Source organism: Olivibacter domesticus, assembly GCF_900109575.1.
Taxonomy (GTDB): domain Bacteria; phylum Bacteroidota; class Bacteroidia; order Sphingobacteriales; family Sphingobacteriaceae; genus Olivibacter; species Olivibacter domesticus.
Genome location: NZ_FOAF01000013.1, coordinates 66,134 through 81,646, shown reverse-complemented (window position 1 = coordinate 81,646; position 15,513 = coordinate 66,134). Strand labels below are relative to the sequence as shown.

The following is a 15,513-nucleotide window of genomic DNA, read 5'->3' as shown; positions in this document are numbered from 1 at the left end:
GATATCAATAACAGAAAAAAGATTCGGTGACCGAGAAATTATTCGGTATGTCTTAAAGGGTTTTTCTTATAAAAGATTGGCTTTCTGAGGAAACCTGGCGAAGTGTGTCAACGTTTTTGACATGCTCAGCATTGATATCGCCCCATTGATCCATTAGATTTACGATAGGAAGCAGACTTTTTCCGAGATCTGTTAAATAATAATCAACCCTTAAAGGAAAGCCATTAAATATTTGTTTGTACACGACACCAAATTCCTCCAGCTCACTCAGCTGCATGTCTATAACCCTTGGCGTGGCTGACTTAAGTTCCCGATGAATTTCGCTTGGCCTTTTATGCCCCTGGTGTATAGCTGCGATAATGCAGGGCTTCCACTTTGCGCCAAGGACTTTCATAAATACTGTAATTCCGCAATCTAGGTCTTCAGGTGTCTTCCGTTCATATGTATTCATAAGCTAAATTTAATCTTTCTTTTTGTTTTTTTGATTTCCTAACAATGCAGATAATTCGTCACGTTATGTTTTTCTCTTTATAATGTAGAAGGATAAGAATAAAGATAACAACAATAAAATCTTACTGAAATTTTTTATTTTTTCGCGATGATTTATCTTATCTGACCTTCAATAAACTTAACAAGTAGGTACGAAGGATGAATCAGGTAGGAGTTACAAAGGTAATAAGCAGGATATATAAGTAGGTAAAAGGTAGGTGGGGGTATGTGATCAGTTAATCTCTTTCGTTTAGGTAAACACGATATTACAGGGGGGCTCCTATGTTGAAAGCAACCTCATTATACTCATATTTTGGTATTGCTTTTGCTCAGTAAACAAATAAATTATTGTTATGATTAAAAAGATATTAACCTTATCGATGATCAGTTTTTTACTATGGAGCTGTAATAATACCACTAATACTTCTAAAGATGCCAATTCAGCGGATACGACCGACACATTGGAAGAGTATGTTCCTATAGATGCTACAGGCGATACCACAGACATGCATAATGCACGAAATTCGTTAGATGTGGAGGGTACCTATAAAGGAGTGTTACCTTGCGCTGATTGTGAAGGTATTGAAACAGAAATTGAATTGAAAGACAGTGTTTATATTAAACGAACAAAATATTTAGGAAAGGGAGACGGTAAGGTGGACGAAGAAAAAGGTAGCTTTGAGTGGGTAGATGGTAGTACGATTGAACTTGAAGGAATTGAGGGGGCTTCCAATAAATATTTTGTAGGAGAAAATACATTGACACATTTAGATATGGAAGGGAACAAGGTAACAGGTGAATTGGCAGATCACTATATACTTAAAAAATAACCAATACGATTTTACGCAATCGTTTGATTGAATCGATCGCTTTTTATCTTCCCTTATTTCGTGTAGCTTGCTTTTCAAATCTAATGAAATAAGCTGTTTTCGAAATGAAGAGGAAAATTTACGTATTATTTTTAAGTGCTTTTTTTACACTAGGTAAAATTGCTGCCCAACAAAAAGAAGTAGCTGCAAATGCTGTTATTGTTCCAATTGGCGGAAATACTTGGCAAGTAGGAAAATATATCAAGGAGGATAGTGATATTATTTCTGAGGAAGGAATTGCCAAATGGGATAATCCAGAAAATGAATTTAAGACCTTTATCCGTCTGGCTAAAAAAGGGACCCTGGATGTTTGGTTAAAAGCATCGGTCGACGAACCAAGTAACCTAACGGTAAATGTTGGCCATCAAAAGAATACTATAAATATTTCCAATGGAAATGAAAAAAGCATCTACCTTGGAGAGTGGAATATTCAAGATACGGGCTATGTAGCGATTCATTTGAAGGCCAATAAACAGGTTGCGTTACGAGGTATGGTTTCTTTGATTGTTGCAGGAAGTGCGATAGATGCGGGTACACACTTTGTTAAAAACAATGAGGGGAATTTCTTCTATTGGGGCAGAAGAGGGCCTTCTACACATCTAAACTACCAAACACCGAAAGATAAGGACATTGCATATTATTACAATGAAATAACCGTACCAAAAGGTAATGATGTAATTGGATCTTATTATATGGCAAACGGATTTAGCGGAGGCTATTTTGGTATGCAGGTGAACTCCGCTACCGAAAGAAGAATTTTATTTTCAGTGTGGAGCCCCTTTAAGACGGATAATCCCAATGAAATTCCCGAAGATCATAAAATTAAGTTATTAAAAAAGGGAAGAGCTGTTCATACGGGTGAATTTGGCAATGAGGGGGCCGGGGGTCAAAGTTATCTTCACTACAATTGGAAAGCGGGAACTACTTATAAGTTTTTGTTGAAAGGAGAGCCAGTTGCAAATAATTATACTAATTATACCGCATGGTTTTTTGCCCCAGAGGTTGGGCAATGGCAATTGATAGCAAGTTTTAGCCGACCCCAAACAAATAGTTGGTTGACTGGATTTCACTCGTTTCTGGAGAATTTTTCTCCTATGCAAGGTATTTACGAAAGGAAGGTGTATTTTGGAAATCAATGGGTATTAGATAATACAGGTGATTGGTATCAGGTAAATAAAGCTAAATTTTCTGCTGATAATACCGCCCGTGTAGGTTATCGATTGGATTATAGCGGAGGCACTGAGCAAGGCAGATTTTATCTACATAATTTTGGTTTTTTTGATCATTATACGCCAATAGGAACAGTATTAGAAAGAACGTTAATGAAGAGACAGCCCAATATAGATTTTAAGAAATTACCTTAAATCATCTTCTAATAGTGGTTTATTTTGAGGTTAGATGAAAGATAAGAACCTTTAATTTAACATTCCACTTGGAAGCACCCAAGTGGAGCAAGGTGCCTTGGCTGGCTTATTCCGTTGCAATCCGTGGCCAACATGCCCGGTCGTAAAAGGAACCACTCCCGTACACAAGGCCACGCTTCGTTTGTCTTTTACTCTTATTTCGTAAGCTTTGCTGAAAAATAGGTTATGGGCATGCTTAGCTGCCGATTGCTTCCTCCACAAGCCTAGGCCATTTGCGTCCTTCGGAACGGCTCAGTATGTTCGCAACACCCCTCCGTTCTACAAAAATCCGCCTTAGTCAACCGCACTTGCAGGTGGATGCACTGGCGTTGAGCGGCTGTCTACAGCGGGAGCTTTATTCACTCGTTGTTTGCTTTTGAAGGTGTTCATGAGCTCACTGCGTTCGGTTTGCTTCTTTTTGCGGGAAAAAGAAGTCTAAATTAAAGGTTCATTTTTATTTGGCGCTAAGAAATAAAATTAAGCGGATTACTTTATCAATGCCCTCCGCATTTTTAATATCCTTTATAAGGAGTATTAATACCCAGGGTTTTGCGTTAATATCCCATTGCTAAGTACTATTTGTCCACTTGGAATAGGGTATAAAAAATAATTGCGATCTGGTTTTACCATCATGTCTGTCAAGGCCAACTCAGTCCTACAGAAATCAAACCACGCTTCGCCTTCAAACATAAGCTCTCGTTCTTTTTCTTTCTGTATTTCCTTAATGAAATCTGCCACACTTGCAAATGAGTCGGCGCTTTGAGTCGTTAATCCTGCTCTGTCTCTGATAACCTTATAAGAATTGAAGGCAGAAGCACTTACCGTGCCCTCTATTCTTGCCTGTGCTTCTGCATGAATGAGGTATATTTCAGCGATGCGTATGACGGGAAAGTTTTGAGTAGCAGGACTAAACTTTGGATATTTTCCAATATAATAACGCCCTTCGGTTGTTGTTCCTGTCTTCACTGTAAAGTCCCTTCTTTTATCTTCTGCGGTGTATTTGTCGAAAACGCTTGTTCCACGGGCATAGAAAAGCATACTTGGATTGTCGTTGCTGACTGATGCCAGTGGATTGGTCGCTTGGTCATCAAACTGTAGTTCAAAAATAGATTCCGCAGTGTTTTCAGTGGTCCAGATAGAAGCAAAGTCAGAAACGAGTGTGAATTTCCCGCTATTAATAACTTCTAGCGCTATTGAAGCCGCTTGTGTATAATCGCCAGATATTTTTGCATTATACAGCTGTACTTTTGCTAATAACGCTCTCGCAGCTAATTTTGTTGCACGACCTTTGTTAGTGGCATCATCTGAATATGAATCAGGAAGTGCTGTAGATGCTTCTTCAAGATCCGTAATTATTTGCGCGTATACTTCATTAACAGGCGATCGCGGGATATTGAAATCTTCGTCTTCAGTTGTTGCTGCTATCTTTAATGGAATGTCACCAAAAGCTCTTACGAGAAAGAAATAATTTAATGCCCTTACAAACTTAGCTTCTCCAACGAATTGTTGTTTCTTCTCATCTGTAATAGTGGTTGTAGCCATTTCAGGCACGCTTGTTATAATATTGTTTGCGGCATTAATGGATGTATAGGTGGCCTGCCAGAGATTATTAGTCCATGGATTATTAACCTGTGGATTATTGGTGCGGAAATTTTCATATTCAGGAAATTCAGAAGCATGGCTTACATGTCCTGCTGAAAACTCGGGCACAATAACAATAGATTGTCCATAAGAAAAGGAGTTTAGCATACTTCGATACAAACCTATAACGGCAGAATTGGCGTTCGTTTCAGAATTAAAATATTCTTCTGGTGTTATTTGACTAATTGGCTCTCTATCCAGAAAATCATTACAGGAGGAGAAACTCAAGGCTAATGCAGCTATTAATATTTTTTTAAAAATCTTCTTCATCGGTTTCGCTATACTAAATTGATCAATTAAAATGTGAGGTTAACACCTAAGGTAAAAATTCTGGGTTGCGGATAACTTCCATAGTCATACCCATAAATAAGACCTGTATTGGCTCCTCCATGACTAGAGCTAACTTCTGGATCGTACCCTCTATATTTTGTAAATACATAAGCATTCTGTACAGTAGCATATACCCGTAACTTGCTGATATTAAGTTTTTCAATCATCTCATTAGGGAAAGAGTATCCTAGTGTAACGTTTCGAATTCGGAAAAACGAGCCATTTTGCACAAAGCGATCAGAAATAGCACCTTGATTTAAATCTCCAGGAGAAGGTCTTGGCATATCGGTAATATCTCCTGGATTTCTCCATCTCCTTGTCCAATCAACGAATCCATTACTTGATGCGTTGTAGCCTTCCAGACCATTGGCCAAATTATAGTTGAAAATATCATTACCGTAAGAAAATTGCCCCATGATGCTGAGGTCGAAATTTTTATAACGGAAATTATTGGTGATACCGCCAAAGAAATCGGGATTTGGATCACCAATGATCTGGCGGTCATCTGGATTTGTAGGTGTTGTAGGATTTCCGTTTTGATCTTCATAATCTATAAGTCCTGTTTCGGGGTTTACTCCAATCATCTTCCAGCCATAGAAGGTTCCCAATGGTAAGCCTGCTTGCGCGAGATTGAGTTCGCCTACACCTCCTAAAATTCTTGCTACCGGAAGTTCAACTATTTTATTTTTGTTAAAGGTCATGTTCAAGGTGGTTGTCCATTTGAATGCCCCCACCAAGTTTTGCGTAGTTAGCTCAAATTCAAACCCTTTATTTTGAATTTCTCCAAAATTTGTGAATCTATTTAAAAAACCAGATTGCGTAAGAACAGGAATTCCTATTAGCAAGTCGGACGTGTTTTTGACATAATAATCGGCCAAAAGGGAGATTCTGTTGCCAAAAAGCCCTAAATCTAACCCAATATCTAATTGTTTAGTAGTTTCCCATTTTAGGTTTTTGTCGCCCAAAACATTCGGCACAAATCCCGGAAGACCTAAATAATTGCTTCCGCCGGAATAAAGCGAGTAGCTCGCATAATTGCCGATGTTCTGATTACCCGTGATACCCCAACTAGCTCTCAGCTTTAAATTATTGATAGCTTTAATGTTTTTTATAAAATCTTCATCTGAAGCTCTCCACGCTGCGGCAAAAGAGGGAAAGTAACCCCAACGATTATTTGGCCCGAAACGGGAAGATCCATCCGCTCTGAAATTAGCTGTAAAAAGATACTTTCCCTTATATCCGTAATTAACGCGTGTAAAACCTGACGCGATAGCCCATTCTTCTGGATACGAGTTCGCCCCTGTTATTACACCACCAGAAGAAATATATTCAATATCGTTAGAAGGAAAATTCGAGCGTTGGGCATCAACGAATTCTAATCGTGATTCTTGGACAGATACACCCGCCAACGCGTTTAAGCTATGATCTCCAAAAGTTTTGTCGAAACTTAAAGTCGTTTCATTTATCCAAAGCTGATCTCGCGTATTTCTTCTTGCACCTATTCCACCTTGGCTTGCAAATGAGCGTAAGCCTATTGGAGGCATAAAAAACGTTTCATCGATAAAACTCATATCGGTACCAAAACTGGTTTTTAATGCAAGCTCAGGTATGATTCGATATTCTGCGGAAACATTCGCCAGTACTCGAAAAGTTTGTGCATTGTTAGTTGGAAGTTGAAGCATTGCAATCGGATTTTCCCTACTCAAACTTACCTGATCAAAGGCATAACTTCCATCGGCGTTATAAACAGGGAGGTTTGGAGGAGAGACCACACCATTTTTGGTGGCGCCTTCCTTCGAATTTTCCTCTTGTATTCTGTCGTTAATGGCTCTTGTAAGGTTGATCGAAGTAGAGAACCGTAATTTCTCGCTATGTTGGTGGTCTAAATTTATACGGGCACTTAGCCTACTAAAATTGGAGTTTAAGATTACCCCACCCTGTTTCATGTAGCCAATAGAGGTGTAGTATTGGGTTTTCTCATTTCCACCACTAGCAGATAATTCATAATTACGGGTAGGAGCAGAGCGGAACATTTCATCTTGCCAGTTGGTATTTATGCCAGGGTTAGCTAAAATTTGTTCGGGAACGGGACTAGGATTACCATCTGCATCTAGTTTAAAACGATAGTAATCGCGCATATAATCTTGATATTGTTCAGTATTCATGAAGTCATACCAACGTTCTTTTGGTACTTCTGAGAAACCTTCATACATGTTAAAATTAAACACACTGGTTCCGGGTTGTCCTTTTTTGGTTGTAATAAGTACTACTCCATTGGCTGCTCGTGCACCGTAGATAGAAGAAGATGCCGCGTCTTTTAAAACTTCTACTGATTGTACATCAGAAGGGTTTATAGAGGAAAGAATATTAATACCTTGAGTACCTCCACCAAAGTTAAAGTTCGATCCACCTGTAAAATTAGTTGTACTATTAACAGGAATGCCATCCACCACATACAATGGATCAGAACTGGCATTAATAGAAGTTGTACCACGAACGCGAATATTTAGTCCACCGCCAGGCGAACCCGATTTTTGGGTTACCTGTACGCCCCCTGCTTTACCTTGTATTGCCTGTGTTACACTCGGCAATACATCATTTTCTATCTGATCTGAGCCGATACTGGAGACGGAGCTGGTCAGCTTAGAGCGGTCCATTGTACCGTAACCAACGGCCACTACTTCTACCTCTTGCAATTTCTGGGATTCTTCTTCCAGGCTAATGTTAATTATTTTACGATTTGCGGTGAACTCTTCTTTCGCATCATAGCCCAAAGAAGAGAATACCAAAACAGCGTTTCCTGGGGCTGCAATGCTAAATTTTCCTTGCTCATCTGTAATTACGCCTTCTTTCTTCCCTTTAATGGTAACGCTGACACCCGGTATGGGGCCTTTGCTATCTTTTACCGTTCCGGTGATTTTTTCTTGCGTGGAGTCTTTTGTCGTAGTGTCTGGGCTGGTTTGAGCAGCCTTTCGCGCGCTTGTATCCTGAGCGGCAGAATCTGTTCGCGTAGCTGTACCGGAATCGGCGTTAACAGTAGCGGTAACTTGTTCTACGGGTGACAGTTTAGTCTTAATCTCCGTTAAATTATTAATAGGTTCTTCTTTTATCTGAAAACCTTTTAGATTGAAGATTAAAACACCCGTTCCAAGGGTTTTAATTGTAAATTCTCCTTGCGCATTGGTTAAAATACTATCTTTAGCGCCTTTGTATTTAACTGATACTTGAGCTAATGGTTTTCCAGCCGAATCTGTTACAACACCATGACGCTCCGTTGAATCAGTGGCAGCATTTGCCTTAGCGGAATCCATCAAGGTGGTATCCTGTACTGTATTCTGAAGTATGACTGTGCCAGCCAATGTTTCGGAATTTTTAATATGGGGGTTTGAATGGCTTTTTAAGTTGGCTGCCGATAACGACAAACTCAAAAAAAACATCATGTAAAAGTAGGGCTTTTGTTTCATTCCAATTCTATTTCTTAGGTGCTAATATGTTCCAATAAGACCAAAATTATCTTATAGTTTACCAATTGGTCATTGATAATTATCATGGAATTTAAACAAAGTTTTTGCCGTAAAAGTTTCAGTTTGTAATAAATTGTTGTGTAACTATTTAGCTGATAGTCAGTGTGTTGATGTGTGGAAATATGTACACTTTTTGTAGAGAAAAATTCACAATTAGATTTTTTATATAAAAAAAGTAAAGCTGTCCGATGGGCGAACAGCTTTAACTTAACCAATTATAAACCTAAATTATGAGAAGGATCTTTATATTAAAACTCCATGCAAAAATGGAATTTAATTTTCTTTCACAAAGTTACGTAGTGTATAATTCTTGTATGTGTTTTTTGTGTTAATTTTGTGTTAAATAAGCTAAATCGTAAAAAATAGACCAAAAACTGGATCAGTATAACTTTAAAATAAAAACGCCGGCTTTAATTCAATATTGTGTAATTAGAAAAATTATTTTAGATAATAACAGTTTCTACACCTTGGCTCATAGCTTTCTTTTTCTCCTATTAATACTTTCCCTTCTTTAGAAGAAGTTCTGTACGAATAATTCGCTGGTGCGCCACAACAAACACAAACAGCATGCACTTTTGTTACGTGCTCAGCTATTGCCATTAATGCAGGTACAGGGCCAAAGGGTCGGCCTTTAAAATCCATGTCCAAACCTGCTACAATTACTCTAATACCTTTATTTGCCAATATATTGCATACTTCTGGAAGGTTGTCGTCAAAGAATTGTGCTTCATCGATTCCTACTACCTGCGCTTGGGTGCCTAGCAACAGCATGGTGGAAGAACTTTCAACAGCTGTTGAGTTAATGCTGTTTTTATCATGCGATACTACTTCCGAAAGAGCATACCGAGTGTCTACCAGCGGTTTGAAAATTTCTACCTTTAGCTTTGCGATCTGTGCCCGCTTCAATCTTCTTATGAGCTCTTCCGTTTTTCCGGAAAACATCGAGCCGCAGATTACTTCAATACTTCCCTGAGGTCCAATTTTATTAATAAAACTATGCTCACTAAATAGCATTCTTTGGTTTTTTATGTTTTTATTGTATAACAAAAATGAGTGCTAATATCGGTATTTATTCTCAGTTATTGTTTTCTTAAATGCTTGTTTGAATAAGCGGACATTGCCCGTATGGGCTTTATTAAGCTAGTAGACTAATAATTAAAGACTAAGGACTAAATAGCTGAGAGTTCTTGCCTATCAAAGCAATTTTATCTAAGTTTGACTTAATATTATCAACATTTTAGAAAAGTTTACGTTAATATATATTATGGTAACACAGCAAAAGATTTTTGAAAAGATTGGTAGTTTATTAGACGAGCTATCTGGGCAGTATGATTTTTTAAAGGAAAATCCTGAAGAACAAAAAGGTGTTTATTTAGAATTGTTTGAAGCAAATATGTCTTATTTAATGGGACATGTTACTATTTTAAAAAAGATTACTTCGATAGATAATTCCTCATCGGAAATAGAAAATAGCACCGCTGAGAGAAATACACCTATTGATGAAGGTCCTTTTAAAGATTTTGAAGAAAAGGATGATGCGCGCGAGGAACAAAAAAAGGAATATGATCATGCGGCTGATTTGGAAGAAGATGCAGCGAATGATTTAGATGACCATTCCGAAACTGAAACCGAAGCAGATACCTCAGATCAGGAGAAGCAGGAAAATGCGTTAAATTATGTTGAACAACAAGAGGTAAAGGAAACATATTTTACCCCAGCAACTGCGCATGCTGACGAAAAAGCCGAGGAATTTAAATTGGAAGATAAGAAAGATAAGGGAGAAGAAGCTACAACAGATGACACGAAAGAGGAAACGATAGAAGAGAAGGAGGCAGTAGGAAATCATTACGCTGACACTGATAATAAATTGGGGGATTCGAAGGAGCAAGATGTTATTGAAGGGGGAGATGAAGACTCCGACGACTATGCTGTAGAGGGCGATAAAGAAAACATGGATAAGGAGGAGCGTGAGATAGAGGAAGAAGCTTCACCGATACAGGAAAATACTGCTATTAGAGAAGATAAAGAGGAGGAAGAAGCGAAAGCTAGCCAAGTGGTAGAAGAAAGTAAATCTTTTGTTCTTCCTTCGGAAGAAGTTAAAGAGGAGAAAATTGTAGAGAAGGAAGAAATACAGGAGCCGAAGAAGCCAATGACTCTTAATGAGTTGTTTTCAGCTCAGCGAAAGCAAGAACAAACTAAATTTAACGAGCCTTCTGAACCTGCTACATCTCTTCCCCATCAAGAAGCTCCAACAAAAAGAATTACGGATATTAAATCTGCTGTAAGCCTGAACGATAAGCTTTTATTCATAAAAGATCTATTTAACGGCTATAGTTTAGCTTACACAGAAGCGATAGAATTACTCAGTAGATACGATAATTTTAAAGATGCTGATGCCTTTTTACAAAACAACTATGCTCAAAAAAATAATTGGGCAAACAAACAGACTACGGTTGACAAATTGTATGCGATATTGAAGCAAAGATTTGGTTAATTCTTCTAAATTGGTGAGTTGGGTAGTAAAAATCGAAGAGTTTCGCTATGCAACTCATCAAATGATTCATTAGACAACACCTTTTCTATTTGCATCAAATTTGAGCAAAATAAATAAGAGCATAGTAAAGCTTAGTAGCGAAGATCCTCCATAACTTAGAAAGGGTAATGGAATCCCAATGACGGGTACGATGCCGACGGTCATTCCAATGTTGATAAAAAAATGAAAGAAAAATATACAAGCGACGCCATATCCATAAATTCTTGCGAAAGCGGAACGCTGTCTTTCCGCTATTTGCGTGATACGTAGGAGCAGGCCAAGATAGAGTAACACAACAAACATTGATCCTACAAATCCCCATTCTTCTCCAACCGTACAAAAAATAAAATCTGTACTCTGTTCAGGAACAAAATTGTATTTTGTTTGGGTTCCTTGTAAATAACCTTTTCCAAATAGCTGTCCGGAGCCGATTGCAATCTTAGACTGATTGAGGTTATATCCTTGTCCTCTTGGATCATCAATCTTTCCCAAGATAACATCAATACGATTGCGCTGATGCGATTGTAAAATATGTTCGTAGGCAAAATCTACTGAAAGAACAAACAGCGAGGATGCAACGAATAAAATAATCGCAGATGGTAGTGCCTTTCTGCTTCTCTTAAACAGATAGGCCCCTATTGCGCATAAAATAGCTAATACACCAATGATATACCATTGAGAGAATAATAAAGTTAATATAAACAGTATGATGCAGATTAGGGAAAAAGCTAAAAATTGGCCTGAAAGATAACCTTCCCGATAAAAAACGAGTGCTAGCGCAAAGAACGTAAGAGCAGACCCAGTATCAGGTTGTAATAAGATAAGTACAATAGGGACCAAAAGGATTTGTGCGCCTAGTATAAGTGTCTTGAAATTGGGTGTTTTATTGCTATGAGAACTCAGATATCTCGCTAATAAGAGGCAGGAGCCAAGTTTAGCGAATTCAGAAGGCTGTAGCCTGAAGGTGCCAATAGGAATCCATGCTTGATTACCACCGACATTCCTTCCTACAATGAGCACAACCACTAGTAAGATTAACGTGATACCATATAAAATAGGCGAAACATAGTTGTAAAATTTTCCATCGATGATCATGATGGCTCCTGCAACTAATAAACAAGTCACGATATAAATAAACTGCTTTCCATAGTTGGTGCTTAAGCTTACTAAGCTAGCATGAGCAGGATCAAAAACGGCAGCACGTATATTGAACCATCCGATAATACACAGCGTAAACCATATAAATACTGTAACCCAATCTAATGATCCGCCGTATATTTTTTTTGTTTGATTCATTTTAAGATAGCTGCTTCGTAAATATTTCCTTTAATCCCATCGTTCGAGTATTGCTCGCTGACTATGGCTAATGTAAGTGACGTTATCTTCTGCTGATTTGGTTTTTTTTACCATCGTAATGGTTTCCTTGACCGGTTCTTTTGGAGGCTCAGGTACAATGAGATTGCTCTCTTTCAGCACCCTGTCTTGAACGGCCTTAGACATACTAATCGTATCTTTTAGATATTTCTCTACCATCATACTCGCAATGGGAGCAGCATAAGTTGCTCCGTATCCTACGTTCTCGACAAAAACGGCTATTGCTATTTTGGGGTTTACGCGAGGAGCAAAAGCAAAAAATACTGAGTGATGCTTCCCATGCGGATTTTGGGCAGTTCCCGTTTTTCCGCACATTTCTATCCCTGGTATACGGATATTAGCATTGTATTTGACAACTCTGCTCATACCCTCAATAACAGGCTCAAAGTACCTTTGCTCTACGCCTACAGGTAATTTTTCAATAAATTCCGGTTTAACTATTTTTTTTTCTCCAATGGATTTAATTAGATGTGGCCGATAATAAAAACCTCTGTTCGCTACGATCGCCATAATATTTGCCATCTGCAGCGTGGTGATTTCTACCTCTCCCTGACCTATTGAATTAGAAATGTTAAAGCCAGAACCCCATTTGTCATTCCCATATCTTTTAGTGTAAAAGTTTGCTGTAGGTAAAAGACCTTTCTTTTCGTTAGGTAAATCTACTCCTAAGTCCTGCGCAATTCCAAACTTCATTATTGCTTCGCGCCATAAGCCATAAGCCTGAGCGGCTTTCATTTTACGTTGATCAAGCATCCGAGCGTAGACATGACCAAAATAAGTGTTACAGGAACCCTGAATAGCTGCCGGTAAATCGATGGTTCCATGAACATGCGTGCAGCGCATAAATCCTCTGCCTCCTCCATAACTGTATCCCCCGGGGCAATTGTATCGTGTATGTTCTTCAATCATTCCGGCTTGCTGCGAAACCAAGGCACTTACAACCTTAAACACAGAACCTGGAGGGTATTGTGCTTGGATGGGACGTATGAACATTGGCTTGTTTGGATCATTTAGCAACTTCATATAGTTGTTTCCGCGTTCTCTACCCACCATCATATTGGGGTCATAGCTCGGCGTGCTGACAAAAGCGAGAATTTCTCCTGTAGAGGGCTCTATTGCTACGACTGATCCGCGCTTATTTTTCATGAACTTTTCTGCCAGTTTTTGCATTTCTAAGTCAAGCGATGATACCAGTCCCTCACCTGCAACAGCTAATGTGTCATATTTTCCGTCCATGAAATGTCCTTTAGGCCGGTTAAAGGCATCTACCATTAAATTTTGAACACCTCGCTGCCCCCTTAAAAGTTCTTCATAAGCTCGTTCTACACCACTTACACCTATGTAGTCTCCTGGTCTATAAAAATTATTAGATCGTTCGATGTCTTTTTCCGTTACCTCATTAATATAGCCCAAAAACTGAGCTGCAACAGAGTCAGGATAACTTCTAACCGTTCTATTCTGTACATAAAAACCTCTAAATTGGTAAAGCATTTCCTGAAGGCGGGCGTAGGTCTGTGAGGAAAGTTGTTTTTCAAATATAGAGGCCCGGTAAGGGGAGAAGCCAACAGCTTTTTGAAAGCGCTTATCAAAGCCTTCCTTGTCTATGCCAATTAATTCACAAAGGGCTAACGTATCAAAAGGTTTAACTTCTCTGGGTGTAACCATTAAGTCATAAACAGGCTCATTCTGCACCAAAATTTTACCCGTCCTGTCTAAAATAACCCCTCTGGCAGGATAGACCACAACCTTTCTTAACACATTATTATTAGCAGATAGCAGATAGGAGTCGTCAACAATTTGCAAGTAGAACAACCGTAGCGCTAATAGCAGTGCTGCTGCTATAAATATTCCCTGTATAATATATTTCCTTTCAAAAAAGCTATTCATTGTTAAAAATAGGTGTTTTTCGTAACAACATGCCTGCGTACAGATCAATATTTCTTAGCGTCTGCTTTTACGATAAAAGAGTAAAGAAAAAAGTAATATTAAAAGTATGGTAAATATACAACTTAAAATAACACGGATAAGTGTATAGTGTAAGTTGTTGAAAGTAAAAGCTTCTAATAGAAAAAGGACGAAGTGATGGACAAAAACTAATACCAAGTTGTATATGAAAAACCACCTGAACGACATTTCGCTAATACTGGGAGTAGCAAAGGTTTCATGGTTCTCTAGCTGAATTGTAATACTTATAAATGTTGTACGGATGGCTGCTAAAGCTACACATGCTGCGGCATTTACTCCTAGTGTGTCATAAAAGACATCTACGGTTAATCCAGTAAAAAAGCTTATTAAAAAAAGCAACCATTTTGGTATACCAAGTGGTAGCATTAATAAAAAGAGAACATAAGGAAATGGAGTAGCAAGATTATAATATCCCATATTTTTGAAAAGGAATACCTGCATAGTTATGAGAACTATGAATCTTATAATATTAAATAGCAAAACTCTACTCATTGATTACACTATCTCCTTCAAGTTTTTGTTTTTCTGCAGCAAATTTATCTTTAATCACATAAACGTATTGGATAGTATTGAAATCATTGTTCAATTTGATTTCAATATCTAAGAAACTATCTCCGCTCTTTCCTGTTTTGGTTACTTTTCCCACAGAAATGCCAGGAGGAAATAAAGAAAACCCAGATGTTACGACGTCCTCTCCAGGTTTCACCTTTATATGATTCGGAATATCTCGTAAGACAGCCATTTGGGAATTGTAATTTTCTGTGCCCCATACCAAAGATCCATAGGCATTACTATTAGCTAAGCTTGCGCTTATTCTTGTATCTGCATGTAATAAAGACTGAATGGTAGCAAAGTGAGGAGAAACATTTAATACAATACCTACAATTCCATGGGAGGAAATTACGCCCATTCCTTTTTCTATGCCCTGGTTGCTTCCACGATTAATAGTAAGATAATTATTCTTTTGATGAATGCTATTGCTAATAATTCGGGCAACAATATAAGTATATTGCGTATGGCCTAAAGTATCCAATACAGAATCCTGTTCAACTAGATCATTATACTGAGAAGTTTTTAATTGACTTCTTAAATAAGCATTTTCTTCAGACAGAAATCTATTGGTTTGCTTTAAATTAAGGTATTGCGTAAAATTGTCAATTTTCTGATAGACATTACCTATAAAGGCATTGGAGGAATTAAGAGCGCTGGCTCTTTGGAAGCCATTATTCCGGATTATTAGAATTACTGATAGACAAAAGAAAAGGATGAACAAAAAGAAGTTACTGAACTTACTGATGAATATCCAAAGATTCCGCATGTTTTGTCAAGTAATTAATAGCAATTAAGTATAGTTAGAAAAACTATACTTAATAATATTGCAGCTT

General features: G+C 38.1%; 12 protein-coding genes. 3 read left to right on the top strand and 9 right to left on the bottom strand.

The features are described 5' to 3' along the window. Positions 1-52: 52 nt before the first annotated feature. Complete coding sequence (locus BMY50_RS25985) at positions 53-451, bottom strand: winged helix-turn-helix transcriptional regulator (RefSeq protein ID WP_093332093.1); 399 nt, start codon at positions 449-451, stop codon at positions 53-55. Positions 452-842: 391 nt separating this feature from the next. Between BMY50_RS25985 and BMY50_RS25980 the strand changes: the two genes are divergently transcribed. Beyond that, positions 843-1,319, top strand: a complete 477-nt coding sequence (locus tag BMY50_RS25980; RefSeq protein ID WP_093332089.1) for a copper resistance protein NlpE — start codon at positions 843-845, stop codon at positions 1,317-1,319. Positions 1,320-1,423: 104 nt separating this feature from the next. Next, positions 1,424-2,722 carry a DUF3472 domain-containing protein gene (locus BMY50_RS25975; RefSeq protein WP_093332084.1) on the top strand — a complete coding sequence of 433 codons (1,299 nt, stop codon included), beginning with the start codon at positions 1,424-1,426 and terminating at the stop codon, positions 2,720-2,722. A gap of 51 nt (positions 2,723-2,773) precedes the next feature. On the opposite strand, the gene BMY50_RS28010 is transcribed toward BMY50_RS25975, so the two are convergent. The 4 genes from BMY50_RS28010 to BMY50_RS25960 form a co-directional block, all read right to left on the bottom strand. Then, positions 2,774-2,983 carry a hypothetical protein gene (locus BMY50_RS28010; protein ID WP_139202335.1) on the bottom strand — a complete coding sequence of 70 codons (210 nt, stop codon included), beginning with the start codon at positions 2,981-2,983 and terminating at the stop codon, positions 2,774-2,776. Positions 2,984-3,295: 312 nt separating this feature from the next. After that, on the bottom strand, positions 3,296-4,672 hold the full coding sequence (locus BMY50_RS25970; RefSeq protein ID WP_093332075.1) for a RagB/SusD family nutrient uptake outer membrane protein: 1,377 nt from the start codon (positions 4,670-4,672) through the stop codon (positions 3,296-3,298). Between the two features lie 26 nt (positions 4,673-4,698). Then, the gene (locus tag BMY50_RS25965) at positions 4,699-8,196 is read right to left on the bottom strand and encodes a SusC/RagA family TonB-linked outer membrane protein (RefSeq protein WP_093332070.1); all 3,498 of its coding nucleotides are present in this window, start codon (positions 8,194-8,196) and stop codon (positions 4,699-4,701) included. A 498-nt stretch (positions 8,197-8,694) separates the two neighbouring features. Then, complete coding sequence (locus BMY50_RS25960; protein WP_093332066.1) at positions 8,695-9,270, bottom strand: thymidine kinase; 576 nt, start codon at positions 9,268-9,270, stop codon at positions 8,695-8,697. A gap of 250 nt (positions 9,271-9,520) precedes the next feature. Between BMY50_RS25960 and BMY50_RS25955 the strand changes: the two genes are divergently transcribed. Continuing rightward, positions 9,521-10,750 (top strand): hypothetical protein, encoded by a 1,230-nt coding sequence (locus BMY50_RS25955; protein ID WP_093332062.1) that lies wholly within the window; start codon positions 9,521-9,523, stop codon positions 10,748-10,750. A gap of 69 nt (positions 10,751-10,819) precedes the next feature. Here the strand turns inward: BMY50_RS25955 and rodA are convergent, their stop codons facing one another. The 4 genes from rodA to mreC all read right to left on the bottom strand — a co-directional run bounded on the left by rodA (position 10,820) and on the right by mreC (position 15,446). After that, positions 10,820-12,085, bottom strand: coding sequence for a rod shape-determining protein RodA (gene rodA, locus BMY50_RS25950; protein ID WP_093332057.1), 1,266 nt, complete (start codon positions 12,083-12,085; stop codon positions 10,820-10,822). A gap of 30 nt (positions 12,086-12,115) precedes the next feature. Further along, positions 12,116-14,050, bottom strand: a complete 1,935-nt coding sequence (mrdA, locus tag BMY50_RS25945) for a penicillin-binding protein 2 (protein WP_093332052.1) — start codon at positions 14,048-14,050, stop codon at positions 12,116-12,118. Positions 14,051-14,104: 54 nt separating this feature from the next. Continuing rightward, positions 14,105-14,545, bottom strand: a complete 441-nt coding sequence (locus BMY50_RS25940; RefSeq protein ID WP_317040867.1) for a rod shape-determining protein MreD — start codon at positions 14,543-14,545, stop codon at positions 14,105-14,107. A gap of 67 nt (positions 14,546-14,612) precedes the next feature. Then, positions 14,613-15,446 (bottom strand): rod shape-determining protein MreC, encoded by an 834-nt coding sequence (mreC, locus tag BMY50_RS25935; protein ID WP_093332043.1) that lies wholly within the window; start codon positions 15,444-15,446, stop codon positions 14,613-14,615. Between the last annotated feature and the right edge of the window lie 67 nt (positions 15,447-15,513).

Bases quoted from the DNA above. Each gene is read 5' to 3' on its own strand.
- BMY50_RS25985 (WP_093332093.1), bottom strand. From the start codon at position 451: ATGAATACATATGAACGGAAGACACCTGAAGACCTAGATTGCGGAATT.
- BMY50_RS25970 (WP_093332075.1), bottom strand. From the start codon at position 4,672: ATGAAGAAGATTTTTAAAAAAATATTAATAGCTGCATTAGCCTTGAGT.
- BMY50_RS25965 (WP_093332070.1), bottom strand. From the start codon at position 8,196: ATGAAACAAAAGCCCTACTTTTACATGATGTTTTTTTTGAGTTTGTCG.
- BMY50_RS25955 (WP_093332062.1), top strand. From the start codon at position 9,521: ATGGTAACACAGCAAAAGATTTTTGAAAAGATTGGTAGTTTATTAGAC.
- BMY50_RS25940 (WP_317040867.1), bottom strand. From the start codon at position 14,545: ATGGGATATTATAATCTTGCTACTCCATTTCCTTATGTTCTCTTTTTA.
- BMY50_RS25960 (WP_093332066.1), bottom strand. From the start codon at position 9,270: ATGCTATTTAGTGAGCATAGTTTTATTAATAAAATTGGACCTCAGGGA.
- mrdA (WP_093332052.1), bottom strand. From the start codon at position 14,050: ATGAATAGCTTTTTTGAAAGGAAATATATTATACAGGGAATATTTATA.
- BMY50_RS25980 (WP_093332089.1), top strand. From the start codon at position 843: ATGATTAAAAAGATATTAACCTTATCGATGATCAGTTTTTTACTATGG.
- BMY50_RS25975 (WP_093332084.1), top strand. From the start codon at position 1,424: ATGAAGAGGAAAATTTACGTATTATTTTTAAGTGCTTTTTTTACACTA.
- mreC (WP_093332043.1), bottom strand. From the start codon at position 15,446: ATGCGGAATCTTTGGATATTCATCAGTAAGTTCAGTAACTTCTTTTTG.
- rodA (WP_093332057.1), bottom strand. From the start codon at position 12,085: ATGAATCAAACAAAAAAAATATACGGCGGATCATTAGATTGGGTTACA.